Origin of the sequence: Pseudomonas sp. XK-1 (assembly GCF_038069885.1) — a bacterium.
Classification (GTDB): domain Bacteria; phylum Pseudomonadota; class Gammaproteobacteria; order Pseudomonadales; family Pseudomonadaceae; genus Aquipseudomonas.
In genome coordinates this window covers 220,437-246,805 of sequence record NZ_JBBPES010000004.1, presented here as the reverse complement: position 1 = coordinate 246,805, position 26,369 = coordinate 220,437, and the positions used below count along the sequence as shown (strand labels likewise).

The 26,369-nt window shown below is 61.7% G+C and carries 26 protein-coding genes, 3 tRNA genes and 1 pseudogene; 18 read left to right on the top strand and 12 right to left on the bottom strand.

What is annotated here, in order from left to right; all coding sequences use genetic code 11:
- Nucleotides 1–31 precede the first annotated feature (31 nt).
- From WMW70_RS12200 to WMW70_RS12135, 14 genes and pseudogenes are all read left to right on the top strand, one after another.
- Entirely contained in the window at nucleotides 32–3,418 is a 3,387-nt protein-coding gene (locus tag WMW70_RS12200; protein WP_341437773.1) for a tape measure protein, read from the top strand.
- Nucleotides 3,419–3,841, top strand: coding sequence for a hypothetical protein (locus WMW70_RS12195; RefSeq protein ID WP_341437772.1), 423 nt, complete (start codon nucleotides 3,419–3,421; stop codon nucleotides 3,839–3,841). It abuts the gene before it with no gap.
- 56 nt (nucleotides 3,842–3,897) lie between these two features.
- A complete protein-coding gene (locus WMW70_RS12190) occupies nucleotides 3,898–5,904 on the top strand; it encodes a hypothetical protein (RefSeq protein WP_341437771.1) in 2,007 nt (668 codons plus the stop codon).
- Between the two features lie 9 nt (nucleotides 5,905–5,913).
- Nucleotides 5,914–7,461 carry a hypothetical protein gene (locus WMW70_RS12185; protein WP_341437770.1) on the top strand — a complete coding sequence of 516 codons (1,548 nt, stop codon included), beginning with the start codon at nucleotides 5,914–5,916 and terminating at the stop codon, nucleotides 7,459–7,461.
- Nucleotides 7,461–8,468, top strand: a complete 1,008-nt coding sequence (locus WMW70_RS12180) for a hypothetical protein (RefSeq protein WP_341437769.1) — start codon at nucleotides 7,461–7,463, stop codon at nucleotides 8,466–8,468. Before WMW70_RS12185 ends, WMW70_RS12180 begins: the two co-directional genes overlap by 1 nt.
- Before the next feature lie 3 nt (nucleotides 8,469–8,471).
- Complete coding sequence (locus tag WMW70_RS12175; protein ID WP_341437768.1) at nucleotides 8,472–9,236, top strand: hypothetical protein; 765 nt, start codon at nucleotides 8,472–8,474, stop codon at nucleotides 9,234–9,236.
- On the top strand, nucleotides 9,236–10,990 hold the full coding sequence (locus WMW70_RS12170) for a hypothetical protein (protein ID WP_341437767.1): 1,755 nt from the start codon (nucleotides 9,236–9,238) through the stop codon (nucleotides 10,988–10,990). The genes WMW70_RS12175 and WMW70_RS12170 overlap by 1 nt, the downstream gene beginning before the upstream one ends.
- Nucleotides 10,990–11,226 (top strand): hypothetical protein, encoded by a 237-nt coding sequence (locus tag WMW70_RS12165; RefSeq protein WP_341437766.1) that lies wholly within the window; start codon nucleotides 10,990–10,992, stop codon nucleotides 11,224–11,226. The genes WMW70_RS12170 and WMW70_RS12165 overlap by 1 nt, the downstream gene beginning before the upstream one ends.
- A 94-nt stretch (nucleotides 11,227–11,320) precedes the next feature.
- Entirely contained in the window at nucleotides 11,321–11,806 is a 486-nt protein-coding gene (locus tag WMW70_RS12160; RefSeq protein ID WP_341437765.1) for a glycoside hydrolase family 24 protein, read from the top strand.
- On the top strand, nucleotides 11,803–12,288 hold the full coding sequence (locus WMW70_RS12155) for a hypothetical protein (RefSeq protein WP_341437764.1): 486 nt from the start codon (nucleotides 11,803–11,805) through the stop codon (nucleotides 12,286–12,288). The genes WMW70_RS12160 and WMW70_RS12155 overlap by 4 nt, the downstream gene beginning before the upstream one ends.
- A pseudogene (locus WMW70_RS12150) lies at nucleotides 12,212–12,400 on the top strand (hypothetical protein); the annotation flags it as partial. The gene WMW70_RS12155 and the pseudogene WMW70_RS12150, both read left to right, overlap by 77 nt.
- 52 nt (nucleotides 12,401–12,452) lie before the next feature.
- Nucleotides 12,453–12,659, top strand: a complete 207-nt coding sequence (locus tag WMW70_RS12145; RefSeq protein ID WP_341437763.1) for a carbon storage regulator — start codon at nucleotides 12,453–12,455, stop codon at nucleotides 12,657–12,659.
- A gap of 233 nt (nucleotides 12,660–12,892) precedes the next feature.
- Nucleotides 12,893–13,696, top strand: a complete 804-nt coding sequence (locus WMW70_RS12140) for a DNA adenine methylase (protein ID WP_341437762.1) — start codon at nucleotides 12,893–12,895, stop codon at nucleotides 13,694–13,696.
- A 65-nt stretch (nucleotides 13,697–13,761) separates the two neighbouring features.
- A complete protein-coding gene (locus WMW70_RS12135) occupies nucleotides 13,762–13,932 on the top strand; it encodes a hypothetical protein (protein WP_341437761.1) in 171 nt (56 codons plus the stop codon).
- Between the two features lie 110 nt (nucleotides 13,933–14,042).
- Here the strand turns inward: WMW70_RS12135 and WMW70_RS12130 are convergent, their stop codons facing one another.
- A complete protein-coding gene (locus WMW70_RS12130) occupies nucleotides 14,043–14,720 on the bottom strand; it encodes an SOS response-associated peptidase (RefSeq protein WP_341437760.1) in 678 nt (225 codons plus the stop codon).
- Nucleotides 14,721–14,806: 86 nt separating this feature from the next.
- Between WMW70_RS12130 and WMW70_RS12125 the strand changes: the two genes are divergently transcribed.
- Both WMW70_RS12125 and umuC read left to right on the top strand, forming a co-directional pair.
- Nucleotides 14,807–15,244 carry a LexA family protein gene (locus WMW70_RS12125; protein ID WP_341437759.1) on the top strand — a complete coding sequence of 146 codons (438 nt, stop codon included), beginning with the start codon at nucleotides 14,807–14,809 and terminating at the stop codon, nucleotides 15,242–15,244.
- A complete protein-coding gene (umuC, locus tag WMW70_RS12120; RefSeq protein ID WP_341437758.1) occupies nucleotides 15,237–16,511 on the top strand; it encodes a translesion error-prone DNA polymerase V subunit UmuC in 1,275 nt (424 codons plus the stop codon). Before WMW70_RS12125 ends, umuC begins: the two co-directional genes overlap by 8 nt.
- Nucleotides 16,512–16,753: 242 nt before the next feature.
- Here the strand turns inward: umuC and WMW70_RS12115 are convergent, their stop codons facing one another.
- The 7 genes from WMW70_RS12115 to WMW70_RS12085 all read right to left on the bottom strand — a co-directional run bounded on the left by WMW70_RS12115 (nucleotide 16,754) and on the right by WMW70_RS12085 (nucleotide 20,007).
- The gene (locus WMW70_RS12115) at nucleotides 16,754–17,179 is read right to left on the bottom strand and encodes a DUF6941 family protein (protein ID WP_341437757.1); all 426 of its coding nucleotides are present in this window, start codon (nucleotides 17,177–17,179) and stop codon (nucleotides 16,754–16,756) included.
- A complete protein-coding gene (locus WMW70_RS12110; protein ID WP_341437756.1) occupies nucleotides 17,180–17,950 on the bottom strand; it encodes a type II TA system antitoxin MqsA family protein in 771 nt (256 codons plus the stop codon).
- Nucleotides 17,947–18,441 carry a type II toxin-antitoxin system MqsR family toxin gene (locus tag WMW70_RS12105; protein WP_341437755.1) on the bottom strand — a complete coding sequence of 165 codons (495 nt, stop codon included), beginning with the start codon at nucleotides 18,439–18,441 and terminating at the stop codon, nucleotides 17,947–17,949. Before WMW70_RS12105 ends, WMW70_RS12110 begins: the two co-directional genes overlap by 4 nt.
- A gap of 397 nt (nucleotides 18,442–18,838) precedes the next feature.
- Complete coding sequence (locus tag WMW70_RS12100) at nucleotides 18,839–19,387, bottom strand: cytochrome b (RefSeq protein WP_341437754.1); 549 nt, start codon at nucleotides 19,385–19,387, stop codon at nucleotides 18,839–18,841.
- Nucleotides 19,388–19,531: 144 nt separating this feature from the next.
- A tRNA-Met gene (locus WMW70_RS12095) sits at nucleotides 19,532–19,608 on the bottom strand.
- 124 nt (nucleotides 19,609–19,732) lie between these two features.
- Nucleotides 19,733–19,809, bottom strand: a tRNA-Met gene (locus WMW70_RS12090).
- A gap of 121 nt (nucleotides 19,810–19,930) precedes the next feature.
- Nucleotides 19,931–20,007: transfer RNA gene (locus WMW70_RS12085), tRNA-Met, on the bottom strand.
- Nucleotides 20,008–20,244: 237 nt separating this feature from the next.
- On the opposite strand from WMW70_RS12085, the gene WMW70_RS12080 reads away from it, so the two are divergent.
- On the top strand, nucleotides 20,245–20,460 hold the full coding sequence (locus WMW70_RS12080) for a zinc ribbon domain-containing protein (protein ID WP_341437753.1): 216 nt from the start codon (nucleotides 20,245–20,247) through the stop codon (nucleotides 20,458–20,460).
- A 16-nt stretch (nucleotides 20,461–20,476) separates the two neighbouring features.
- Nucleotides 20,477–21,538, top strand: a complete 1,062-nt coding sequence (dinB, locus tag WMW70_RS12075) for a DNA polymerase IV (protein WP_341437752.1) — start codon at nucleotides 20,477–20,479, stop codon at nucleotides 21,536–21,538.
- Between the two features lie 79 nt (nucleotides 21,539–21,617).
- On the opposite strand, the gene WMW70_RS12070 is transcribed toward dinB, so the two are convergent.
- The 4 genes from WMW70_RS12070 to WMW70_RS12055 all read right to left on the bottom strand — a co-directional run bounded on the left by WMW70_RS12070 (nucleotide 21,618) and on the right by WMW70_RS12055 (nucleotide 26,304).
- Complete coding sequence (locus tag WMW70_RS12070; RefSeq protein ID WP_341437751.1) at nucleotides 21,618–22,022, bottom strand: META domain-containing protein; 405 nt, start codon at nucleotides 22,020–22,022, stop codon at nucleotides 21,618–21,620.
- Nucleotides 22,019–22,459, bottom strand: a complete 441-nt coding sequence (locus WMW70_RS12065; RefSeq protein ID WP_341437750.1) for a hypothetical protein — start codon at nucleotides 22,457–22,459, stop codon at nucleotides 22,019–22,021. The genes WMW70_RS12070 and WMW70_RS12065 overlap by 4 nt, the downstream gene beginning before the upstream one ends.
- Before the next feature lie 76 nt (nucleotides 22,460–22,535).
- Entirely contained in the window at nucleotides 22,536–23,531 is a 996-nt protein-coding gene (locus WMW70_RS12060) for a 2-hydroxyacid dehydrogenase (RefSeq protein WP_341437749.1), read from the bottom strand.
- A 22-nt stretch (nucleotides 23,532–23,553) separates the two neighbouring features.
- Nucleotides 23,554–26,304: a response regulator gene (locus WMW70_RS12055; protein WP_341437748.1), complete on the bottom strand. Its 2,751-nt coding sequence runs from the start codon at nucleotides 26,302–26,304 to the stop codon at nucleotides 23,554–23,556.
- Nucleotides 26,305–26,369 lie beyond the last annotated feature (65 nt).

The window sequence follows — 26,369 nt, the reverse complement described above, 5'->3', positions numbered from 1 at the left end:
GCGGGGTTTTTTTACGCCCGGAGAAAAGTGAATGGCCGGCATCAAAGAGCGCCTGATCCAGTTCGTGCTGCGCGGCAAAGACGAACTGTCGCCAGAGGCCAAGAAAAGTACGGCCGCGCTGGAGGATCTGCGCCAGGAGGCTGAGGGCCTGGGCAAGGCGCTGGACACGGCCAAGGATGCCCGCGGCCTGGCCAGGGCGCTGGAAACCACCCAGCGTGCCGTCGACCAATCGCAGCGCTCGCTTGAGCAAACCGAGCTGCGCGTCACCGAGTTGCGCGAGGCGCTGAGCGCCAACCCGGAAGCCGCTGGCCTGCAGCAGTCGCTCAAGGGTGCCGAGCGCGAGGCGAGCCGCACGCGCAAGCAGCTGCTGGGCCTGAACACTGCGCTGGCCGATCAGGAAGCCGCCGCCAAGGCAGCCGGCATTGACACCAGCAAGCTGGCCGACGAAGAAAAGCGCCTAGCCACCGAGGTGGACAAAGCCAAGGGCGAGTTGGCCGAGAACAGCCAGCAGCTCAAGGCCCTGCAGCGCGAGCAGGCCGCCGCCAGCCGCTCGGCTGCCGAGCATACCTCCCGCATTGCCGCCGGGCGCGAGGCCATGTCGCGCGGGGCTCGGCAGGTGCTGGCCTTTGCTGCCGCCTATATATCGCTGAATGCGGCCTTCAACCTGGTGCAGCGCGGGCTCAACCTGGTGCGTGATGGCATCTACTCGATGCTGCAAACCGGCGACCAGTTCGAGTTGCTCGACAAGCGCATGGCATCGCTGATGGGCAGCATTGCCGGCGGTGAGGCGGCCACGGCGTGGATTCGTGACTTCGCCAAGAACACTCCGCTGGAGGTGGCGGACGTTACCGAAGCCTTCGCTCTGCTCAAGACCTATGGGCTAGACCCGATGGACGGCGTGCTGCAGGCCGTGGTCGACAAGAATGAGCAGCTCGGTGGCGGTATGGAACGCCTCACCGGCATCGCCTCGGCGCTCGGCCAGGCCTATGGCAAGCAGAAGCTGCAGACCGAGGAGATCCTGCAGCTGGTCGCGCGCGGTGTGCCGGTGTGGGGCCTGCTGGAAAAGATCACCGGCAAGAACGCAGCACAGCTGAGCAAGCTGGCAACCGAGGGTCGCCTGGGCCGGGATGTGATCAAGGCCCTGATCAGCGAGATGGGCAAAAGTGCCACGGGTGCCGCCGCCGAAAACATGAGCACCCTGACCGGGCTGGTTAGCAACATGCGCGACGTGTGGTCGGATTTCCTCGACCGCATCTCCAATTCCGGGGCCATGGACTACGTCAAGCAGAAGCTCGGCGAGGTAGCTGTCAAGATCGATGAGATGGACAAGGATGGCCGGCTGGACCGGCTGGCCACGTCTCTGTCGGATACCTTCGTTAACGGTGCCAAGTCCGTCGAAAAATATATCCAGACGCTCGGCGATATCGACTTCAACGACCTGGCCGAAAAAGCCAGCGGGCTGGCAAAGAAGGTTGGCCCTGCAATTGATCAGGTACTGACTGCCGGGCAATACACCACGGCCACGCTGTCTACGGTGTGGAATAGCTTTTCCATTCTGGTCACCGGCAGCGCTGCGGTACTTAGCAAGGCGGTGCAGCTGACCCTCGGCTCGGTGCTGCTGGCGGGCGGGCAGATTGCCGGCTTCTTCGGCGGTAGTGAGATCAAGGCTAAGGCGGAAGGGCTTTACACCTTCCTGGGCGACTTGAGCTCTGCCTATGCCAGCCAGGCCAAGATTGACCTGGGCCAGATCAATCGCGCTTGGGATTTCCTCGACGAGAAGAAGGCCGACAGCACCAAGAAGCAAACAGCTGCCGAGGCCGAAAAAACGGCTGCCGTGAAGACTGAGCTTGAGCAGCAGCGCATGCTCAACCAGGCTCACGCGGGTGAGTTGATCGCAAATCAGCAGCGTGTTGTCGATGCTGCTGCAACAGGCAGGGCAGCCATCACCGATATGGCCAATGCGGTCAACCTGATCGGCACGGCCAAAACAGTTCAACAGGTCGAGGGCCTGCGCACTGCGCTGCTCAGTGCATACCAGGACGGCAAGCTCAGCCTGGAGGAATACCAGCAAGCCACGGCCCTGCTGGGCGACAAGCTCAAGGCTATAGGCACGGCCGCTGGCGGTGCCGCCGACCTGGTATCCGACCTTGACGAAAAGCTCGGCGACCTCGCCCAGGTGCAGGCCGCCATCAGCAATGCAAAAACCGATGTCGACATCAACAACATCCGCGCGGCGCTGAAAAAGCTTTACGGCGACGGCGCGATCACTGCGCAGCAGTACAACGAGGAGCTGAAGAAAACCAGCGATCGCCAGAAGGAACTCAAGGGCGAGATCGAGAAAACCGGCAAGGCCGGCAAGGATGCAGGTAAGCAGCTCACTGATTCGCAGAGCGCCTACAACGAAGCGCTCGAAGACGGCATCGTCACCAACGAAGAGCTGCGCCGTATTTCCGGCAAGCGTATGGATGAAGAGCGCCGCGCCAGTGGCGAGGCCATGGAGCGCAACCGTAAGGATGGCGAAGATACCAAGCGCGATATGTCCGCCTTCGCTGATTTCTTCGGTGGTGTGATCAGCCGCGCCCGTGAGCCGCTCGCGGCCCTAAGTGCCGCGGCCCTGGCTGCCTACGACAAGCTGCAGGGTGTGACTAGCGTCGATCTGTCGATGGATACCAGCGACCTGGATGCAACCACCCAATCGTTGATGCGCGCCCGTGAGGAGCTGGGCAAGCTGCAGGCCCAGGCCAACACGGTGGGCATGAGTGGCTTTGGCCGCTGGATGACCCAGAGCCAGGTGCAAAGCCAGCAGATCCAGGTGCAGTACCTGGCGCAAAAGGCCAGCCTGCAGCAGCTGATGTCAGGCTATGAGGATGGCAGCATCACCCTCGAAAGCTTCGTGCGGCGCGCGGGTGGTGCTACCAGCAGCCTGAACCTGCTCGACAAGGCAGACTTGAGCGGGTTGGAAAGTGCGCTGGAGTCCGCCAAGCAGCGTATGGAGCAGCTCGGCGACTCCACGCGCGGCACCCTGGAGAGTTTGCAGATGGAGCTGCTGCAGCTGCAGGGTACGCAACAGGAGATCGAGCGCGCGCGCTTCGACAGCCGGCGCAATGAACTGCGCGCCCAGCAGGCCCAGGCGCAAACAGCCGGCGACTCGGCTGCGGCCACCAACCTGCGTAAGGCCCTGCAAACCCTGGACGAGATCGAAGCCGCAACCGCCAACAAGCGCCTGCAGGATGCCCAGCAAAAACGCACCGAGGAGGCCGCTAAAGCAGCGCCCACACAGGCGCAGCCGCAGCAGCCGCTCAAGGTCATCCAGCTGGTTGGCCCTCGCGGCCAGGCGGTAAACGTAGCAGTGCAGAGTGACCGCGACGAAACCAACCTGCTGAGCATTCTTGAGGATGCCGCGCTGAGGAGTCTGTAAATGGCCGTGATGCTGGACAGCATTCAACTGGACGAACACGCCGACCTGGCCGGCGACCAGCTCGAATGGACGGACGAATTCGAGTGGGACGCCGTGGCCCAGGAACAAGAGCGCTCCCTGGCCGGCAACATGATTGTGCAGGAGGGCATCAAGATACACGGCCGCTCTATCACCCTGGCCAGCAACGGGGCCGCCTGGTTTATGTTGAGCTTGGTGCGGCAGCTGGAGGTACTGCGCGACCAGCCCGGCCGGGTGATGCCGTTGACGCTGGCGGATGGCCGTGAGTTTCACGTCATCTTCAACCGCATCGGCGGGGCGGCGCTGGATGCCAAGCCGCTGGAGCGGCAGGTAAACCCCGGCCCTGATGCCCTGTACGAGCTCACCATCCGCCTGCTTACCGTTGCGCCGCCCGTAACCCCGTAACCCGCACCCATCCCCGAACCCGCCCCGTGCGGGTTTTTTTATGCCCGGAGATTGGCATGACGATCAACAGCACAGATGTAAAGCTGCTCAAGCCCGAGCGGCTCACCGATGAAGATGACGGCGGTGGTCGCGCCACTGGCGTGGCGGTGGTCGATGGCGAGGTGAACAACCTATTTCCTGACATCTCCCGTCTCGACCGAACCCTGGGCCGCGTCAATTTGCGTAAGGGGTTTGCAGGCGTACTCACCGATAACGCGGATGCCTACCTGGGCGCACATGCAATCGTGATCGAGCGCCCGGCTGATCCGCGTGTCGACGTGCTGCTCTTCAGCTCCGGCAGCCAAACCGATGAGCGCCTCGATGCGCGCAATGCCATCGAGAACTATGTGGTCCAGGCCACTGCCGCGCAGTGGGAGTTGCTGGGTAACCAGCTCACCGGCCAGCGGGCGATCACTGGTGTGCAGCGCGAGGAGCACCGCGTGCCGGAGATCGGCGAGGTATACCGCCTGGTCACCGCCAGCAACAGCCAGTACGTACGGCTGACCAGCGTCGACACCGTGGTCGAAAACTTCATCTACGAATACGCCAGCGGTCAGTACCTGACCCTGCCGCGCCGCCGCCTGACCATGGGCATAAGCGCGCCACTGCTGAAGGACTATCCGGGTGGGTCGGTCACTCCCTCCGGTACGTCGGCCACCTCTGTGACCGGCCTGGTCAAGGCGCAGGTGCTCAGTACCCAGGTGGCTGACGCCGCGCGTTACTACGGCATGAGCCCCTTGGCCGATGCCGTTGCCCAGGGCGACCTGAATCTTAAAGTGGAAAGCGTTTACGCCCACCTGGTGCCGAGCAACACCAAGGAAACCCCGCTGATCGACCAACTCGGTGGCTACAGCCGCCGGCAGATGCTCGCCAGTGGCCCGGCGCGCTCGCCCGCCTTGACCTTCGCCCTGGTGGTCAGCGGCCAGTCGCGCAGTTTCCTCTCTACCGGCGCGTTGCCCGGCAGCATCACCCTGACCATCAGCGCCGGGGTGTATGCCGATAACGGCAAGGGCGAGTTCTACTTCGTCAGCGGCAGCAACAGCTTCAGCAAAATCACCATCGACTACCAAACCGGCGAGCTAAACGCCTACCGCGCCACCACCTACACCGGCTCGGCCAGCGTCACCTACACCCCGGCGGCGGGCGTCACCGGGGTGACGGTAACCGGTGAGATCGTGATCACCCTGGGCAATCGCGGCTTCGCCTACACCCTGGCACTGGCCGATGCCAAGCCGCGCCCAGGCACATTGACGATCAGCTTCCTGGCGCTGGGCAAGTGGCAGGATCTGCGCGACCCGGGCAATGGCGAGTTGACCGGGGAGGGCAGCGGCACCATCGCCTTCGGTACCGGCAGCGTGGCGTTTACCTTGTCGGCCTTGCCCGATGTCGGCTCGGCCATCATCTACAGCTACATCGCGCAGAACGATGCCGAGTTCACCCAGCGTACCGGCGCAGGCGTAGCGGCCAAGGCGCGGGTGCGTTACCGCCTGCCGCACGATGGCATCAACCCGGGCAGCCTCAGCGCGACTTACCTGGTGGCGGGTGTCAGCAAAACCATCACTGACAACGGCATGGGCGCGCTGACCGGCCAGGCAACGGGCAGCATCATCTACGCCACCGGTGAGCTGGACATGGAACTGACCAGCACACCCGATGCCGGCAGCAGCATCCAGTACAGCTATCAGCAGGGTGCCGTTGCCGACACCGCGCTGAACCCCGCGCCCGACGCTTCGGGGCTGGTCACGGGCACCATCCCGGGTGCACCGCTTCAGCCTGGCAGCGTGCAGGCAAGCTGGTCGGTACTGCGCAAGCAGGCTGTGCCCTCGGTCGCGACCAGTACCAGCTTTGATCAGACCGTGGTGGTCGACAAGTCCGCGCGTGATGACGGTGCCGGCGGCTGGGTTGGCTACACCGGCACCCTCGACTACGCCACTGGGGCATTCACCCTGCGCGTGCGCGAGGACTACCCGTACACCGAATACACCTATCAGGACGAAAGCCGTCTCTGGTCCATCGCCGGCTAAGGGGTCACCATGTCCGACATCAAACTGATCAGCACAACCGTCAACCTGCAAGAGCAGTTCGGCGGCACGCTGGTAATCCGTGCCCAGGCTGCCGGTGCCAGTTATGGCCCACAGACGGCCACCCAGGCCACGCCGCCGGTCACGCTCGATCTGCTGCCTGCGACATCCGAGCCGATTCTGCCGGGCTCGCTGATCGTCGCCTGGGGCGGCGAAACCTACGTCGACCGCGACGGCATTCTGTATAAGAACATCAGCAGCCAGACCAACGCCGGCGTAGCCGCGGGAACTGTCGACTATGCCGCCGGGGAGGCCACGCTCGCCAGCTACCCAGCAGCAGCGGCCCCAGGCGTTACCCTTAACGCCTGCCTGACCACCAACGCTGGCTTCGCCATCACCGGCGCGACCTTCCGCACGCTAGGCGCGCCACTGCGCTCAGGCAGCCTGCAGGTGACAGTGGTGCGTGTAGACAATGCCCAGGTGGTCACCGCCATCGCCGATGCCAATGGCAACTTCGCTGGGCCGGTGGTTTACGGCCGAGTGGATATCGCCACCGGCATTGTGCGACTGCGCTTCACCAGCAACCCGGCAGATATCAGTGGGGTCAGCGAGATCCCGGTGATCCCGCTGCTGCTGCGCTACAACGCCGTGCTGTTCACCAGCTTGCCGCTCGATGCCAGCCTGCTCGGCCTGGACCCGGTGCGCTTGCCAGCGGATGGCCGAGTGCCGATCTACCGTGACGGCGACGTGCTGGTGATCCACCACACGGCGGAAACGGTAGTGGCTAGCCCCACGCCGGGCGCGACCGAAACCCTGGCGCGTGAGCTGCAAGCCGCCATCGAGGTTGTCGACAGCAACGGCGTGGCGCTAGCCGCAACGCAATACACCGTCGACCGAGCGCTGGGCACTGTCACCTGGGCCAACCCGTTGCTGCTGCAAGATGCCGAAGGCACACCGCTCAGCCTGCCGCTGGTGATCCGTGATCGAGTGGAGCACATGACCTCATGCACCGAGGTGCAGATCAGCGGTGCCCTGAGCTTCAGTTCGCCCATGCCTTGGGATTTGCCAGCGGGCGCGGCCAAGGTTTCAAGCGCGGTGGTCTGGGGCGATCTTCAGGCGCGGTTGTTCAAGTGGTTTACCCAGAAAACCTGGAATACCGGTGCGCCCAACTGGACCGACCTGCCGATTGGCGACAGCACCACCAGCAACTACAACAGCCTCAACTACCCGCAAGTGGTGACCAATAAGGGCAGCATCGCGGGCAAGTGGGCCATCGTCTTTACCAGCGCCACGGCCTTTCAGGTTGTCGAGGAAAAGCTCGGGGTGCTCACCACCGGCACCACCTCCAGCGATCTGGCACCAATCAACCCAGCCACCGGGGTGCCGTACTTCACCATCCTGGCCGCCGGCTGGGGCTCGGGCTGGGCCGCCGGCAACGCCGTGCGCTTCAACACCGATGCCTGCCTGGGGCCGCTGTGGATCTGCCGCACGGTGCTGAGCGGGCAGGGCACGGTCGAGGATGACCAGTTCAAGCTGCAGATCAGAGGGGATGCAGACTGATGACAGTGCGATTCTATTCGAGCCTCGACACCGGGGCACCCGCACTGAGCGGTGACCTGTACGACCGCCTGCGTGCGATCTTCGTGGCCTGCCTCGTCAATGGCTATGGTGCCAAACCTGCTGCCGGCTGGACTATTGGCCATGACGTTAGCGGGGGGGTCAGTCTGTCCAACGGAGATGGGGTGATCAACCTCGTCAGGACGGCCACGCACGGTGTGGCGGTGTACATCATGGAAGCCATCACAGGTGGAGGCTCGGCGCTAGCGGAGGGGGTGAATCGTCGGTCTGCCGGCTGGTATGACGGCAGCTCGGTTACGGAGCGCTTCTATCTATTCAACAACGGAGGGCTGAACGGCGGGAGCAACCCTCACTGGGTGCTGGTGGCTGATGGGAAGACCGTAATGTTCTGCGGCGGGGGCGGTATCACTAGCGCTGACCAGACAAGCTCGGGGTTTTCGACAGCAATTTATTTCGGCAGCTACCTTAATTCACTTGGGCTGACGGGGGCGGCCACGTTCTGCTGTCTCGGGGGTGCTAACTCCGCTGGCAGCGGATCTACGCAATGTCTGGGCAATCCTAGTTACCGATTTGGCATGCTCTTGCGCAATCCCTATACCGGCGTGGTCGACCAAGGCGTGAGTGCGCGCTACGGTGCGTCGGCGGCTATGCACTCGCGTGCTGTGAGCAGCATGACGGCGATCCCAACCCTACAGATTGAACGGCTGCTGCCGGTACGGGCCGGCCTGATGTGCTACGGGGCGGGGGTCAACGGATCGGCAACTGGCACCACTGCGGCGCTATGTGGGTATCTGCGCGGATTGATCAGCGAGCCGATGCTTTGCACGGGGAAGCTGTCCAATGTGCTCGCACTGCTCGGGCTGTCCAACGTCTGGCAATCGCGGTGCGCGGCCATCGGGCTTCCTGGTGGCCGCAGTTGGGTGCCAATCTACCCTCATGAGCAGGACATTGGTTTTTTCGCCTCGCTCGATGCGGCCGACTGGGAGTGATCAATGATCGTCATCGACCCTGTGACCATTCCATTTGCCCTCGGCCTGGCGCTGCGCCAGATAACCGTGCAGCTCACACGTGACGGTGAGCAGACGCCGACCCCCAAGCTGGCCCGGATGCTAACGCCAGGGAACCTGACGTTAGCGGCGTCATTTGTAGCGCCCGATGGTTACAGCGCTTCGCAGTGGTTTCTGGCGTCAGCGGTTGATGGTGCCTACCTGATCCTGGCTATTGATAACGTTGCCCCTCCGCGCGCTGCTGGTCGCTATGTACAGATCGCCGAGGATCTCACCCTGGCTATCGACCTCAATGACGGCACGGGTGGCGGCACAGTCGGCACGCCGGCTAGCCTGGGGGCTACCGTCCGGGTGGCGGGGCTGGATGCCGAGCGCACCGTGGTGGCGGTTGAACAGCAGTCCGATGGTGCTTGGCGCGTGGCTGGCAGCGGGCGCACCGATGCGCAGGGTGAGGCTGCCCTCGACCTGCGTGTCACGCCCTCCGGCTTGATGTACGCCATGGCGCTGGATGACTGGGGTACGCCGTTCCAGATTGACCAGATGGTGACTGTCGGCATGACGATACGGCCGAGCCTGTTCGTTGGCTGGCTGTATCTCATCACCGAGGCGGGTCAGCTGCCGAGCGCTGAGCCTGCCTGGTGGCCCATCGATGGTGACAACGCCCCGCGTGAGCTGGGCACCGCCCGCGCAGTGGCCGTGCGCTATTACCGCCCGCTGGCCCATGGCCCCGTGCCTGTTGAGGTGAGTTGATGATCGTTGCCGATATTGCTGCCGGCTGGCGGCGAGCGCGTGCGCGCCTGGATGCCAAGCGGGGCGTGCCGTGGTCAGCCCTGCACGCACTGCAGGTGCAGCAGGGGCTCGTATGGCAGCCCGCGCAAGTGGCAGACCGTGCCAGTCGCCAGCCTTGGGCTGACGTGCCTGCGGCCGATGCCCGGCGGCAGCTGCGCTGGGAGAACGGCCAGCCGCGCAGCAATGCAGCGGCCAGTGGCTGGGATCAAGTGCCCGCCCAGGATGCCTGGGTAGTGCCAAATTGGGATCACAGTATTGGCCCGCGCGATGCTCGCCTGCGGCTCATCTATAACCCCAGGCCAGCCCGCAAGGATGTGGGCAACCGCCAGGCCTATCAGCGCTGCGATGAGTACGCCCCGCGCTATGACGCCGCGCTGCAGCTGCAGTCGAGCCTGTATGTACCGGCCCTGCTGGCGTTTGCATTTGCAGGCGCTCGCTATACCCCAGGCAGCGCGCCTGAGGTGTTCTTCGACTTCCGCTACGTGGCCCCCGCTCGGGCCATCCAGCCAGTTGACAGTGGCGCGCCGGTGGGGTGGGGCGCGGCTCGCCAGCTCAACCGCTACCTGCGCCTGCCGTGGGGGCGCGCTCGCGTACTGGACGGTGCGCTTACCGGCATTGCCTACCCGGACTACAACGGCCCGGTGCAGGAGATAGACCTGCCCGATGAGCCAGACATACTGGAGACTTACATGATCGCCAACAGCGTCAGCGTTGTGGTGTTGCCGGATCGAACGCCGCTGGATATCAGCGACATCAAGCTGGGTCTAGACACGGACAGCTTCAGCTGGCGGTTCAGCGGCGCGCTGTTTGGTGCCACCTCGCTCAACCTGGTGCGGCCAGATGCCAGCGGCGCGAGAACACTGGAGATCACCATCAACGGCTGGGTCTGGCTGGTGATGGTTGAGCGCTATACCCGAGCTGCGGCGTTCCCGGCGGAGCGGTACAGCATCACTGGCACTAGCCGCACCCAGTTGCTTGCGGAGCCCTACGCCCCCAAGCGCAGCGCGATGAATGGTGTGGCCATCAATGCCCAGCAGGCGGCCGATGACCAGCTGTACCTCACCGGGTTTACTCTGACGTGGGACGTCGCGCTCGGCCTGCCTGACTGGACAATCCCAGCGGGTGCGCTGAGCTACCAGGACCAGACGCCAATGCAAGTCATCGCCCGTATAGCGGCGGCTGCCGGGGGCTTCATTCGCCCGGCGCGCGATGCCGATGCACTCGCTGCGCTGCCGCGCTATCGGGAGGCGTTCTGGCTGTGGGGCGCAACGATCATGGATCGCATCATTCCGGCCGAGATCATCACCAGTATCGATGGTGCCTGGACGCCGCAGCCGGCCTGGAATAGCGTCTACGTCAGCGGCACTAACTATGGCGTGGCAGTTGATGTGCGCCGCGCCGGCACTGCTGGCGACAAACCGGCCCCGGACGTGCTCGACGATCTGATCACCGCAACTGATGCCGCTCGGGCGCGCGGCATCAGTGAGCTGAGCAAGGGCGGCAATCAGGAGTTGGTGCCGTTGACCATCCCGCTGTTCCCTGTGGGCGGCAGTGCGCCAGGTCTGGTTGAGCCCGGCCACCTGTGCGAGGTGCGCGAGGTAGGCGAGACGTGGCGCGGGCTATGCCTTGGTGTGGAAATCAGCGCCGCCGGCACCGGCGCAAGCCGAGTCAGTCAGGTGCTCACGCTCGAACGCCACCACGCAGGAGGTGCCTGATGGCCACGGTAAACCCCTGGACGAAATTCATCGGCCTGCTGCCCGGGGGTATTCGCAGCGTGGGCGAGGTGATCAGCATCAGCACCGCCACAGGTACCAGCATTATCGAACTGCGCAACGGCATCCAAATCGCCGCGCGCGGTACCGGCGTGGCGGTGGGGCTGAAGGCCTTCATCATCGACGGCCAGATCACCGGCCAGGCACCGAGCCTGCCGCAGTATGACGTGGAGGTTTAACTACAACATCTAGTGCCCTGCCAGCCAGTCACTGCCACTACATCTAGTATCCAGCCCGCCGCGCGCGGGCTTCTTTTTGCTCGGAGATTATCCAATGCCTCGAATCTCAGCTGCCCAAGCGGGCGGCACGAACGTGCTCGCCTTTCTGGATATGCTCGCCTGGAGCGAGGGCACCGACCGTCCCGGCCAGTCGACCCACGATCAGGGTTATGACGTGATTGTGGGTGGCGGCCTGTTCACCGGCTACGTCGACCATCCACGCAAGCTGATCCCGTTGCCACGGCTAGGCATCAAGTCCACGGCCGCCGGCCGCTATCAGCTGCTGTCTCGCTACTTTGATGCCTACAAGCGGCAGCTCGGGCTACAGGATTTCAGCCCCGCCAGCCAGGATCTGATCGCCCTGCAGCAGATCCGCGAGCGGCGGGCGCTTCCCGATATCCATGCCGGCCGCATTCATGAGGCCATCGCCAAGTGCCGAAACATCTGGGCCAGTCTGCCTGGGGCGGGGTATGGGCAGCACGAGCACAAGCTCGATGAGCTGTTGGCGCACTACCTGGCAGCTGGTGGGGTGCTGGCATGAGCCTGCTCGATCTGATTCCCGCACCCCTGCGCATGTGGCTGGTGTTCGGCCTGCTGGCTGCGTTGGTGGCCGGCTCGGCCGGTGCCACCTGGTGGGTGGCCAGCCCGCGCATCGAGCTGCAAACCCAGCGTGCCGACCGGGTCGAGCAGGATCTCGACCGCGAGCGGGATCTGACAGCCCTGCAGGCGCGCGTGCTGGAGGCGCAGCAAGGCCAGTTCGAACGGATGGCGGCGGTCGAGCTGAGCATGCAGCAACTCGGCCAAACGATTCAGCGCAACGCATCCGCCCACAATCGCGCCCTTGAGGAGCTGAAACGCAATGACAAAGCGATCACTGACTATCTGGCTCAGCCTGTGCCTGCTGGCCTCGGCTTGCTCTACGCCCGCCCCGAAACCACCGACCCCGCCGCCTACGTCGCGCCACCAACCGTGCAACCTGGTGCCGTGCATCCTCCCGGCCCGCGCGCAGCTGCTGGTGAATGACCACTGGCGGCAGGCGCTGGACGAAACCGAAGGCGCTCTGCTGAGTTGCGCGCTGCAGGTTCGCAAGTGCATCGGCCAGCAGGAGGTGCAGGTGGAGCTTCTCGCGCCTTAGGCAATTTGTTCTATGCTTGCCCGGCAACCATAGGCCACGAAAGGGACTTGTTATGGCTTACCTCGTACTCACCCGCCAGCGTGGTGAAAGGCTCCAGCTAAGCATCCGTGACGGTGCCGACGACGCCGCACTGCTTGAGCAGCTACGTTCAGGCGGTATCTACATCGACGTGCTTGAAATCGGTGAACGAAATGTGCGCATCGGCCTGGACGCTCCGAAGGACATACTGATCCTGAGGGAAGAAGTAATTTCAGGTTAGGCGCTGCCTTTACCCCGCACTCACATCCGAGTTTTCACCTGCAACCGTGCTGCGTTTGTGCATGTACGGCTGCCCGCAAAAAAAGAGAAGCGACCGGCCCGTGTGTTCCAGCACCCAGGCCGGCCGCTTGACCCGCAGCTACTCCTGCAAGCCAAGCCAAGGCTCCTCACTCCGTGCACGAAGCGGGGTGGAGCCTAGCACCTGTTTATTTATACAGTAAAGGTTTGCATTCTATGACCAGTCCCATCATCCCCTGGATGGGCGGCAAGCGCCGCCTGGCCGACCGTCTTATCCCGCTGTTCCCTCCGCACGAATGCTACGTCGAAGTGTTTGCCGGCGGCGCTGCTCTGTTCTTCTTGCGTCCCCAGCCAGCGCCCGTGGAAGTGCTTAACGATATCAACGGCGACCTGGTGTCGCTGTACCGGGTGGTGCAGAACCACGTCGAGGAGTTCGTGCGGCAGTTCAAGTGGGCGCTATCCAGCCGGCAGCTTTTCGAGTGGCAGAAGATCACCCGAGCGGAAACCCTGACCGACATCCAGCGCGCTGCGCGGTTCTTCTACCTGCAGCACCACGCCTTCGGTGGCAAGGTGTCAGGGCAGACGTTCGGTACCGCCACCACCGGGCCGGCCCCCAACATCATGCGCATCGAGGAGAACCTGTCCGCTGCCTGGCAGCGCCTGGCCGGTGTGTATGTTGAGAATCTGCCGTGGCTGGAGTGCGCCGAGCGCTATGACCGCGCCCACACCTTTCACTACATGGACCCGCCGTACTGGCAGACAGCGGGCTACGGCGTCGACTTTCCCTATGAGAACTATGAGCGCATGGCCGACTTTATGCGGCGCTGCAAAGGCAAGGTGATGGTCAGCATCAACGACCACCCCGACATCCGCCGGGCGTTCGCCGGCTTCCATATGGAGCAGCTCGATATCCGCTACAGCTGCACAAACCAGCGCCAGGGCGTGGCTGAAACTACGGGCGAGCTGGTGATCATGAACTGGGAGCCGGCATCACTGGGAGGCCTGTTTGATGGCGTCTGATTCGCTTGCTATGCCTCGGCACCAGAGCGTTACTGGTGCCAACGGAAACCACAAAGGAAACGGCCATGAACCTGCTCGAGCACCTCCAACCCCTGCCCACCGAACTGCTGAACGCCATGGCGAAAGGCGAGGTGGACACCCAAGCGATTGCAGCGCAGCTGATGGCTGGCCGCGGCTTGGATCGGGATGGCAAGTGGGTGGGGTTTGAAAAGGCTGCGGAGGTTTGGCAGCTCTAGAGCCAAACCAAAAGGCCCGGCGCTGTAGGCATTGCCTGCGGTGCCGGGCCTTTTTTTGTGCCTGCAATCTGGCTTCTGGTGTGGTGGCCGTGCCCGGGGCGTGATGCTGTTCAGTCTGCAGCAGCAATAAGGGAATGGCCCTGGTTCTTTACGTTCCCTACCGCCTTGCCTACTCGGTACCAGCTGAATGCCTCCGCTGTTAGGCCTGCTCTCGCTACGATCTCTTCAATGCGTTCTGCAGGGGTGGCGTTGTCTAGCCACTCGGCGACACCAGCTGGCTGCAGAACCAGTGGGCGGCGGTCGTGGATGTCCAGCAAGCCGGCGTCTGCGGCCCCGGTCACGATGGCGAAGCCGTCGTCATCCTGCTGGGCTCGGGTCTGAGTGGGGAACAGCCCGATAGCTGCAAGGTACAGCGGCGTTTTGTCGGCGGCATGGATGTAGTACGGCTGCTTTCCTTCAGCTGCGACCCATTCATACCAGCCATCGGCAGGCACTATCAGCCGATGGTGTCTGGCCGCCGCCCAGAACTTGCTGGTCCATAGTGTTTCCGCCCTGGCGTTGATCGCCGGAGGCTTCCCGCCTTTTGCCCAGTGCGGCTCCCATCCCCAGCGCAGTGCCTGCGATCTGACACCGCCATCCTCACTCGTCAGCACCCATACACCAGTGCTGGGCGCGACGTTGTAGCGCTCGATCGGGGTATCGGTTACCTCTCCGAACAGCTCGCCTTGCAGGCTGAGTGGTTTCACGTAAGCCCCAGGTGCCGCTGCCTGCACAAAGCGTCCGCACATACATCCTCCAGTCGCTCTCGATTGACCATCGTCCAATTCACGAATACTGTGTTTATATACAGTTATCATAATCTGGACAGCATCACATGGCCTCCGCAACCATTATTGGCCCCCTGGGCGGCTCGACACTCGAGCTGCCCTTTTTTTCCTTCCGCATTCCTGCGGGGTTCCCAAGCCCTGCACAGGACCATCTTGAGCAAAAGCTATCCCTTGATGAGCTGTTGGATATCGATGCGCCTCATACCTACCTGGTGCGCGTAATCGGCGACAGCATGATCGGCGCGGGAATCTTCGAAGACGACATCCTGGTGGTGAGCAAGGCCATACCGCCGCAGCCAGGCGATATCGTCATTGCCGAGCTGAACGGAGAAACCTTCGTAAAACGCCTTACCCGCCAGGGTAACCAGTATGTGCTGTGCTCGGAGAATGCCAAGTACCGGGCGCGTTTTGTCATGGAGGGTGATGAGCTAGTTATTTGGGGTGTGGTGACTGCCAGCATTCGTCGGCACCGCTGCCATGCCTGAGCACATCGTCGCGCTTATCGACTGCAACAGCTTCTATGCCAGTTGCGAGCGGGTGTTTCGGCCGGACCTGCGGCGCACCCCGATTGTTGTGCTGAGCAACAATGACGGCTGCGTGATTGCGCGCTCGGCCGATGCCAAGCCCTACGTGAAGATGGGCGCGCCCTGGTTTGAGATTAAGAATGACGTTGGCCGCCGGGGCATCGTGGCGTTCTCGAGCAACTACGCGTTGTATGGCGACATCAGCGAGCGCGTGATGACTGTGATTGAAAGCATGGTGCCGGCCCTGGAGGTGTACAGCATTGATGAGGCGTTTGCCGACCTGACTGGCATACCTGGCTCCATCGAAGCGCTCGGCCGGGATATCCGTGCCCAGGTGCTGCAGCGCACTGGCATACCCACCGGGGTTGGTATCGCCACAACCAAGACATTGGCCAAGCTAGCGAACCACGCCGCTAAGAAGTGGCAGCGTCAGACGGGCGGAGTGGTTGATATCCGCGACCCTGAGCGACGCGACAAGCTGCTGAAGGTGGTGCCGGTCGAGGATGTGTGGGGCGTTGGCCGGCGCATGACCGCTCATCTGCTGGGCATGAATATCAAAACGGCCTGGGAGTTATCCCAGGCCGACCCCTGGACCCTGCGCGCGAAGTTCAGCGTGGTGATCGAGAAAACTGCCCGCGAGTTGCGTGGTACTCCCTGCCTGGCGTTAGAAGAAGTGGCCCCGCCGAAGCAGGAAATCTGCTGCAGCCGCGCGTTCGGCAAGCGGTTACGTGAGATCGAGCCAATCCGTGAGGCGGTGGCCACGTATGCCGCCAGGGCCTGCGAGAAGCTACGCGCGCAGCAGTCTCTAACCAAGCGGGTGCGCATCAGCATCCGTACCGGCATGTTCAACCCGGACGAGGTGAAGTATTCGAAGGGCATCATTTGCGAGCTGCCATACCCGACCGACGATACCCGGCTGATTACCCGCGCTGCCGTGGCCGGGCTTGATCATCTGTTCAGGGACGGCTTCGCCTACGCCAAGGCCGAGATCCTGCTGCTCGATCTGCGCCAGCGCGGCGAGTTCACCGACGATATGTTTGCCGAGACCCAGCCGGTGGTAGCAGAGCAGGTGATGGGCGTGCTCGATCAGATCAACGCCAAGTGGGGGCGCGGCACATTACGCCCGGGCAGGGTGCCGGTGGCACCGGACTGGGGGATGAAACGCGAGATGATGAGCCCGAGCTATACCACCAGGTGGGATCAGCTGTGGGTTGTGTCTTGTAAGTAATGGCCTAGAAGATTTTGGAGGGATAATTGCATTTCGGTGATTTGCATGATAATGGATATATAAAATTGATCAGCTAGTAAAATACTACAGCTTCGCCAATTGCATCAAATTGCGAAGGAGAAAATTGAAAAGTTGGAGTGATGATTTGTTAAGAAAAAGCCCCGCAAAGGAAGGCGGGGCTGTTTGTGTTTGATAAGTATATGAAGCAATCGATTTCGGAGTGGCTAGGTAATAGGCATGCACTACAATTCATTCTTTTCTAGTTTAGGCGGCAATAAGCCAACCTCAAATTTGTAGGTGATTTTTTTCTCCCCGTCAAACACGAACTCAACAGTATGGGTTCCGATCTCTTTAAAGGTAATTCCCGAAAATTTAAGGCCGGTAGTGATGGGGATGTTGTTGTAAACTTTTATATCCTGATCTGGCCCTTTGACTAAAATTTCACCTGAAGGGGATTTTATGTTTATGGACAGTCTGAAGTCTGTATCTGGTGATTCAAATAAACCATAAATGGCAAATTGGGGTGTGTATAGTTTGTTATCAGGTGTGTCGTTGTTGAAGTAAACTCCGTTAGAGTATACGCCTGAGATTGTAATCTTGCCTCCGGCTTCGGCCCGGATGTCGTCGCAGATTAAAATGGCGATTTTCTTAGGTGCTTTAGCTAACATTTAAGTACGCGCCGCATATTGGAGGAAGCCAGGGTAAATGTTTACAGGTAAATCGAGTATGTCCAGCGGGAGTGGAGTGGCAGCAAGTGCTGTGGGCCCTTCATTCAGAGCTACAATCGTGACGTTGGTAAGCGAGTCTATGGATAGACCTTCGCAGGCAACTGCTCTTGGATCCAACCCTATGTTGTGAATTGGGCCGTTAATTTCTAAGAAGTTAGATATGTAATTGTGAGCCTCACCCACTATCGCAACTTCAAGTGACGATGGTGTTCTATGCCAGCTTGGCGTGGTTAGCAGCGGTGAGTAAGAAAAGCAGTAAGCTGAATCATTGTTAGGTGTTAAAAGTGCGTCATTGATTTCAATTAATGTTTGAAATATAGAGGGTTGGTGTGCAATAAGAATTATTAGTTTCTTTGCAATCGAAGATGGGGATATTTCCCCTTGCTCATATTTTGAAATCGTGTTTCCTGTTGCTCCAATCGCTTCAGAAAAGCGTTTTTGGGAAACACCTAAGCTGTTTCTTAATAGCTTAAGAAGCGTTGGGAAAACGTTTGGATCATCTGCATGTTTCGCTAGCCATAAAATTTTGGTTCTGCGAATGGTTTCATCATTCGCTTGCAGAAGTTTAGGTGTTTCAATTTCTTCATTACAATATGAGCAATGTAGAAATGAAAGTTGTACATCTATATGGATATCTGGGATAGGTCTGACCTTAACGATGGAGACTTTCTCACGAAGCGTTCCTTTGCTTTCACAGATTGGGCATTTCATAATTCACGCTCTGGTAGGTGAAACGATTCCACTGTTACGATTATCTGGTTTTGTGATGTAAGTTTTAACTTTAAATAAATCTTACATCTATCTCCATTGGGTGCGGTGATTGTTGGAGTGTAAACGTCGTACTGAATTACGTGGCCATTGGCATCCAGCTTTACCCGTTTCCTTTCATCTCGAAGCACCCACACATGGTGAAACTCGTCCGGTGTCAAAGCTATGACCACTGCTCGCACAGCTTCGCTTCCATGGTCGAGGTCCTCGGCTTGATTTCTAGCTCGACGGGTCATCATGAAGCTTTCATTTCGCTTGGCTGCTTTTCGAATGGCATCAAGGTCGAAAACAGGCTGTTTGGAATGAGTATTAACCATTATGGTCAGTAAAACCAGAGTCCTTGGAGTGGAAGGCTCGGATGAGTATTCGGCCAGATAATCCTTGGCGCTACCCGTAGCGAGCGGAGGGTAGCAAAACGCCAGCCAGCGTGCCATTGCTCGGCCGGTATTTGGTTGAAGGCCGCGGCAGCCTATTTCGTAGGGTTAGGGTGTCATAATCGGAGAGGGGGTCCCTGCACAGGTTGGAGTGGGTTCGTCCGGTATATTTTTTAAGTCGTAGGGTCAACCGAGGCTGACGAAGCCGACTTTTGGCGTGGCGGGGGTGGACATGGGGGTAACCTCGGGCGTGTACGGATGGATGCCGGGCGCTGGCTGCGCCTCTGATCAAAAAGTGCGCAATTCTAGCGGCGGATTGCCGGATTGGCCAGCACTTGCGGGGGCTGTGAAAAGACGCTCGCCTGCTGCGAGCGCCTCCATGTGTGCTATTACCTTGCGCCATCCGTATCCGTAGCCTGTCACACGCCGCAGGCCGTGCAGCGTGTGACGTCGGTGGTCAGCCCCGGCGCGGCAGCATGCGCTGCAAGGTGTTGTCGCGGCTTACAAAGTGATGGAGCAGGCCGGCGGCTGCATGCAGGCCGATCAGCCAGTAGCCCGCGACCCCGGCCCATTCGTGCCATTCTTTTATGGTGCTGGCGAGATTGGGGTCTTTTTCGACCAGTGCCGGCAGTTCGAGGCCAAAGAAGGGGATAGGCTTGCCGGCCGCGCTGAGGATCAGCCATCCGGCCAGTGGCGCGCCGATCATCAGGGCGTAGAGCGCCAGGTGCATGATCTGCGCGGGCAGGTTTTGCCAGGCGGGCAGGGCGGGCTTGATCTTCGGTGTCGGGGCGACGAAGCGCGCCAGCAGGCGCAGCCAGACCAGCGCGAATACCGCCAGGCCGAGCATAAAGTGCCACTGTTTAAGCAGCTCGCGGATGTCGCTGCCTTTGGGGAAGTTGCCTTTGAGTTCGATACAGGCATACACGCCTGCGATCAGCACCAGCATCAGCCAGTGCAGGATGATCGATAGACTGCCATAACGCGTGTCGGTGTTTTTCCAGGACATGGTGGTGCGGCTCCGTTGGTTTAAACAGCGCAAGCATAGGCACCTGAAACTTAAGCTTTGCTGAGCGGAAACGATGTTCGCGCCTGGAAACCAGAAGGGCGGAAAACAAAAAGGCCACTCGATTGAGTGGCCTTTCTGAGTATCTGGTTGCGGGAGCCGGATTTGAACCGACGACCTTCGGGTTATGAGCCCGACGAGCTACCAGACTGCTCCATCCCGCGCCGGCCATTCTATATAGAATTCGATGGCTGTCAACAAAATAGTTGTTTTTAATCAATCGCTTAAGTTTTGCAGGAGGGCTAAAGCAAAAAAGGCCACTCGATTGAGTGGCCTTTTCTGAGTATCTGGTTGCGGGAGCCGGATTTGAACCGACGACCTTCGGGTTATGAGCCCGACGAGCTACCAGACTGCTCCATCCCGCGCCGACCATTCTATACAGAAATGCTCTTCTGTCAATCGATTGTTGCTTTTTAATCAATAACTTAAATGATCAAGGCGCAGAAACAGAAAAGGCCACTCGATTGAGTGGCCTTTCTGGGTATCTGGTTGCGGGAGCCGGATTTGAACCGACGACCTTCGGGTTATGAGCCCGACGAGCTACCAGACTGCTCCATCCCGCGGTCGCCATTGTAGCGGCAAAAATCAGGCTGTCAACCTGACGGGCAAGCAAAGTGTTTTTTATTCAGATGCTTAGCAGCGGGACAGGTAAAAATGCAGGCGAGGTGAGCGGTGCTTATCGCCTGGGACCGCTCGCCTGCCTGGGCGGGCGTCTTTAAACTGTATTGCAGTCCATATTCGGCATAGCCCCTGTGAGCGTTGTTGGGCTAGAGTCCCGAGCCATTTTATGGAGCAAGCCCATGAGTAGTGAATGCAAAGCCTGTGGTGCACAGGTAACCGATGAGGCAACAACCTGTCCGAGCTGCGGCGCTGCCCTGGCGGCGAAGATGAAACTGCTGCCGTTGGCGGCCTTTATGTTGATCGTCATTCTGATCATCCAGTCCTATATCACTAAGGACGAGGCCGGCTCCGCCACCGTAGAACCTGCCGCACCGGCCAGTTCGGCCGAGCAGTAGGGCACGCCTGCGTACCATGACGAGCCGGAAGATCATTCATGTCGATTGCGACTGCTTCTATGCCGCCATCGAGATGCGTGACGATCCCGCCCTGGCTGGCAAGCCGCTGGCGGTGGGCGGCTCGGCGGACAGGCGTGGGGTGATTGCCACCTGCAACTATGAGGCGCGCGCCTATGGCGTGCGTTCGGCCATGGCGTCCGGGCAGGCCCTGAAGCTTTGCCCGGATCTATTGATCGTCAAGCCGCGGATGGATGCCTACAAGGCGGTATCGCGGGAGATCCAGGCGATCTTTCGCGAATACACCGAGCTGATCGAGCCGCTGTCGCTGGATGAGGCCTACCTGGATGTAACGGGCAGCCCGCATTTTGCCGGCAGCGCCACGCGTATCGCCCAGGATATCCGCCGGCGGGTGTCCCAGGACCTGCATATCACCGTCTCGGCCGGGGTGGCCCCGAACAAGTTCCTGGCGAAGATCGCCAGTGACTGGAAAAAGCCCAACGGCCTGTTTGTGATCACCCCGGATCAGATCGAGGATTTTGTCGCCGCCTTGCCCGTCAGCAAGCTGCATGGCGTCGGCAAGGTCACTGCGGACAAGCTCGCGCGCCTGGGGATTCGCACCTGCAGCGACCTGCGCGAGTGGAACAAGCTGGCCCTGGTCAGGGAATTCGGCAGTTTTGGCGAGCGCTTGTGGGGGTTGGCGCGGGGCATCGACGAGCGTGCGGTGCAGACCGACAGTCGCCGGCAGAGCGTGAGCGTGGAAAACACCTACGACAAGGATCTGCCGGATCTACCCACGTGCCTTGAGCAGCTACCGCAGCTGCTCGCCGAGCTGGACCGACGCATGGCGCGGCTGGACCAGAGTTATCGGCCGGACAAGCCCTTCGTCAAGATCAAGTTTCACGACTTCAGCCAGACCACCCTGGAGCAGGCCGGGGCCCGGCGCGATCTGCACAGTTACCAGCTGCTGATAAGTGCGGCCTTTGCCCGGGGCAACAAACCGGTGCGGCTGCTCGGGGTAGGGGTGCGCCTGCAGGATCTGCGCGGCCGCCATGAGCAGCTGGAGCTGTTCGCGCCTTAGGGGCAGGCTTGTCCACCTTGAGGCCTGGTGTGGCGAGCCCTCTGTGGAGCACGCGGCGCACCCTAGGTATGGACGGGGCTTAGTTGTCTTCAGGCCACAGCCGGATCGGCTTGCCGTTGGCCGGCCACAGTTGCAGCTGACCGATACTGTTGAGGTCCCAGCGCTGGACCTTGCTCAGGCTGTCGAGAAAACGCGCTTCCTGCTCCATCAGCGCCTCTGCGCACATCTTGCGGGTGCTGCCGGCGGCGCTGAAACTGAGCGTGTCGCCATCGAGCTGGTAACCGGCGAACCAGTGGTTGCAGCCGGCGTTGCCATAGGCGCGGCCGTCGTCGCCGAGGGTGATGGTCAGGTGGCTGCGGTCGATCAGCGGACGTTCGCCGATCCATTCCACCTTGTAGCTGTGTTCAGTTTCCAGCTGCGGCGCTGTAGCGGCGCAGCCGATCAGACCGGCGGCCAGCAGGCCGGCAGCGAGTAGGTGTTTCATGCAACCTCCTTGTCGATGCATTGCGGGCACAGGTGCCGGTTGTTCTGTTTGCGCCAGCCGAGTTCATTGATGCGCGCTTCGGCGGCCGGTGCCTGGGCTTTCTTGCCGAGGGCCGCATCCACGGCGAATTCGAAATCCAGTTGCGCCTGGCAGGCGTCGCACTTGACCTGCCAGTTGAAGATCGCCAGTTCACCGAAGACCGGGCCGCTGGCCACTGCCACCCACTGGCCGCGGGGGTTGATCAGGTGGCGGACCTTGTCGGCCTGCAGGCGCATGGACAGCTCGCGGCTGCCCTTGAGGGTGACCAGTAGAACGTCGCCGCTCTGGATCGAGCCGCCGTTGCCGGTGACCTGATAGCGACCGGGTGCCAGTGCGCGGCATTCAATCAGGGTGTGTTCGGGGTTGAGCAGGTTGTAGCGAAAGTCGTGTTCGGCCATGGGTCCTCCGGAAGGGGCTGTTGACGTTTCGTTCGTGGCCGCGACGAAGCGTCAACAGACCTGGGCGCAAATGCTATCACGCAGAGGCGTGCACCAGATTGATCGGCGTGCCGGCCAGCCAGGCGGCGATATTGTCGCGGGTGGTGGTGGCAATCGCGGCCAGGGCTTCGTGGGTCAGAAAGGCCTGGTGTGCGGTGATCAGGACATTGGGGAAACTCAGCAGCCGTGCCAGCACATCATCCTGCAGCGGCAGGTCGGAATGGTCTTCGTAGAACAGCTCGGCTTCCTCTTCATAGACATCCAGGCCGAGATAGCCCAGCTGACCGCTTTTCAGCGCGCCAATCAGCGCCGGTGTGTCGATCAGTGCGCCGCGCCCGGTGTTGATCAGCATCACCCCGGCTTTCATCTGCTGCAGGCGCGGCGCATTGATCAGGTGGTGAGTGGCGGCGTTGAGCGGGCAGTGCAGGCTGATGATATCGCTGCGCTCGATCAACTCGTCGAGTTCGACCTGGCGCGCGCCGAGGCCTGCCAGGTTGGCGACGGGGCGCGGGTCGTTGATCAGTAACTGGCAACCGAAGCCGGCCATGATCCGCGCGAAGGTCAGGCCGATCTGCCCGGCACCGATGATGCCAACGCTCTTGCCGTGCAGGTCGAAACCGGTCAGGCCGTGCAGTGAGAAGTCGCCCTCGCGGGTGCGGTTGAAGGCGCGGTGGGTGCGGCGGTTGAGGGTCAGGATCAGGGCCAGGGCATGTTCGGCCACGGCATGGGGCGAGTAGGCCGGGACCCTTACGACGCAGAGGCCGAGCTGCTCGGCGACGGGCAGGTCGATATGGTTGTAGCCGGCCGAGCGCAGGGCGATCAGGCGCGTGCCACCGGCGGCCAGACGCCTGAGCACAGGTGCGCTGAGGTCGTCATTGATAAAGGCGCAGACCACCTCACAGCCGGCGGCCAGGTCGGCGCTGGCCAGGTTGAGGCGCGCCTCCTGAAAGCTCACTTGCCAGTCGTCGGGCAGCTTGGCGGCCAGAAAGCTCTGCTGGTCGTAGCTTTTGCTGCTGAACAGAATCATGCGCATGGCGGTTTCCGGTGGTTATGGGTCAGGCGCTGACGCTGGCTTCACTGGCCAGGCGCTCGATGGCGGCGTCGAGTTCGTCGAGGGCCTGATTGGCTGCCGGGTCATTCTGTTTCAGCAGGGTTTCGCTGCGCTGGCAGGCGGCGCGCAATTGCGGTACGCCACAGTAGCGGGTGGCCCCGTGCAGGCGATGCACGCGCTCGATCAGGGCAATGCGCTCGCCAGCCTGGCGCGCCTGGCGAATGGCCTGACGGTCCGTCGGCAAGCCGGCCAGCAGCATGTTCAGCATATCGGCGGCCAGGTCGGGTTTGCCGGCGGCCAGGCGCAGGCCCTCGGCGGCATCCAGGACGCTGAGGTCGTAGCGCGGACCGCTTTCGTTCGGCTGTTCGACGGCCTGATTGCGCAATGCCAGGCCGGTCCACTTGAGCACCACCTGGGCCAGCTGGCGTTCGCTGATGGGTTTGGTCAGGTAGTCGTCCAGGCCGCTTTGCAGCAGGGCGCGTTTCTCGTTGGCCAGGGCATGGGCGGTAAGGGCGACGATGGGCACCGGGTTCTGGCCGCGCTCGCTTTCCACCTGGCGGATCGCTTCGGTGGCCTGGCGGCCGTCCATGCCGGGCATCTGCACATCCATAAAGATCAGGTCGAAGACCTGCTGCTTGGCTTTTTCCAGGGCCTCGTAACCGCTGCTGGCGGTACTGACGGTGGCACCCATGTCTTCCAGCAGGGTGTGCACCAGCAGCAGGTTGGCCGGGTTGTCGTCGACGCAGAGGATCAGTGGCGGGCGGCTGGGGGCAGTGTTCTGCGGTTCGCTGCGGGTATGCCGGGGGCTGATCAGCTCTGCCAGGGCGCGCTGCAGCTTGCGCGTGCAGGCCGGTTTGGCCTGCAGCTGGCTGTAGGCGTTGGGCAACAGGCTGTGGTACAGCGCCTGTTCGGTGGTGGGGCAGAGCACCAGGGCCTTGCAGTCGACGCGATCCAGGTCCCAGATGTACTGGCCGAGCCGCTCCGGCGGCAAGGCCTGGGTGCTGACACCGAGCACCGCAAGTTCGATCGGTTGTCCGTTGTGGCGCGCGGCGATAACGGCGGCGAAAAGGCTGTCGAGGCTGTCGAAGGCGCTGACCTGAAGGCCGCAATCTTCCAGCTGGTGCTGCAGGGCCTGGCGGGCCAGTTCGTGGCTCTCCAGCAGTGCGGCGCGGCGACCCAGCAGCGGCGCGCGCGGCAGGTCTTCGGCATCGTCGCGGGCCTTGGGCAGGCTCAGGCTGATCCAGAATTCCGAGCCTTCGTCGGGGGTGCTGTCGACGCCGATCTCGCCGCCCATCTGTTCGATCAGACGCTTGGAGATCACCAGGCCCAACCCGGTGCCGCCGGCCTGGCGCGACAGCGAGTTGTCGGCCTGACTAAAGGCCTGGAACAGTTCGCCCAGGTCCTCGTCGGACAGGCCGATGCCAGTGTCCTGCACGCTGATGCGCAGCTGCGCGCGGTCGGGGGTTTCGTCCTCGAGCATGGCGCGCAGGATGATGCTGCCTTCGCGGGTGAACTTGATGGCGTTGCTGACCAGGTTGGTCAGCACCTGCTTGAGGCGCAGCGGATCGCCAATCAGCGACAGCGGGGTGTCACGGTAGACCAGGCTGAGCAGCTCCAGCTGCTTTTCGTGGGCGGCGGGGGCGAGGATGGTCAGGGTGTCCTGGAGCAGGTCGCGCAGGTTGAAGGGGATATTTTCCAGCACCAGCTTGCCGGCTTCGATCTTGGAGAAGTCGAGGATCTCGTTGATGATCGCCAGCAGGTTGTCGGCGGATTTCTCGATGGTGCCCAGGTAGTCCTGCTGGCGTGGGGTCAGCTCGCTTTTCTGCAGCAGGTTGGTAAAGCCGAGGATGCCGTTGAGCGGGGTGCGAATTTCGTGGCTCATATTGGCCAGGAACTCGGACTTGATTCGGCTGGCCTCCAGGGCCTCCTTGCGCGCCAGATCCAGCTCGATGTTCTGGATTTCGATGGTTTCCAGGTTCTGCCGCACGTCCTCGGTGGCCTGGTCGACGCTCTGCTGCAATTCGTCCTGGGCGTTCTGCAGGGATTCGGCCATGCGGTTGATGCCCGAGGCCAGCTCGTCCAGCTCGTGACTGCCCAGCGGCGGCAGGCGGGTTTGCAGGTGGCCGTCCTTGAGCTGGGCGACGCTTTGTTTTATCTGCCGCAGCGGGTCGTTGATGGTGCGGCTCATGCGCACCGCCAGCAGGGCGGTCACCGCCAGGCCGGTGGCAATCAGCAGCAGGCTGGCCAGCAGGCTGCGGTAGCCGCTGAGCAGGGTGCTGTGGTGTGACAGCTCAAGCTCGACCCAGCCCAGCAGGTTGTTGCCGTTTTCGCCGACGGCTTCGCCGGTCAGGCTCAGGTGCTGTTCGAATACCGGCAGGAGAAAGCGCGTGGCGTCCTGGCTGCTGTGCTGCGCGGCAAGCAGGCTTTCGCCACTGGGCACGCTGTTGAGCATGCGCGGGCCAGCGTGAGCCAGGGTCGTGCGTTCGCTGGCGAGAAAGCTCACTGCCCGTACGTCCGGCTGCTCCAGCGCCTGGGTGGCGATGCGCTGCAGCAGGATGCTGTCGCCGGCCTGCAAAGCGGGGGCGGCGAGGGGCGCGAGCTGTTCGGTGATCATCTGTCCGCGCTGCAGCAACTGGGCCTGCAGGGCGGACAGTTGCACCCAGGTGAAATAGCCACCCAGCACCAGTGCCAGCAGGCTGGTGGGCAACAGGGTGAGCATAAGCACACGGCCTTTGATGCCTAGATCCTTTAACACGCGCTGCCTCCTTGGGTGATGTGTGGGCAGTGTAGCGATTCGGCCGGCGAGAATCTGTAGGTGAG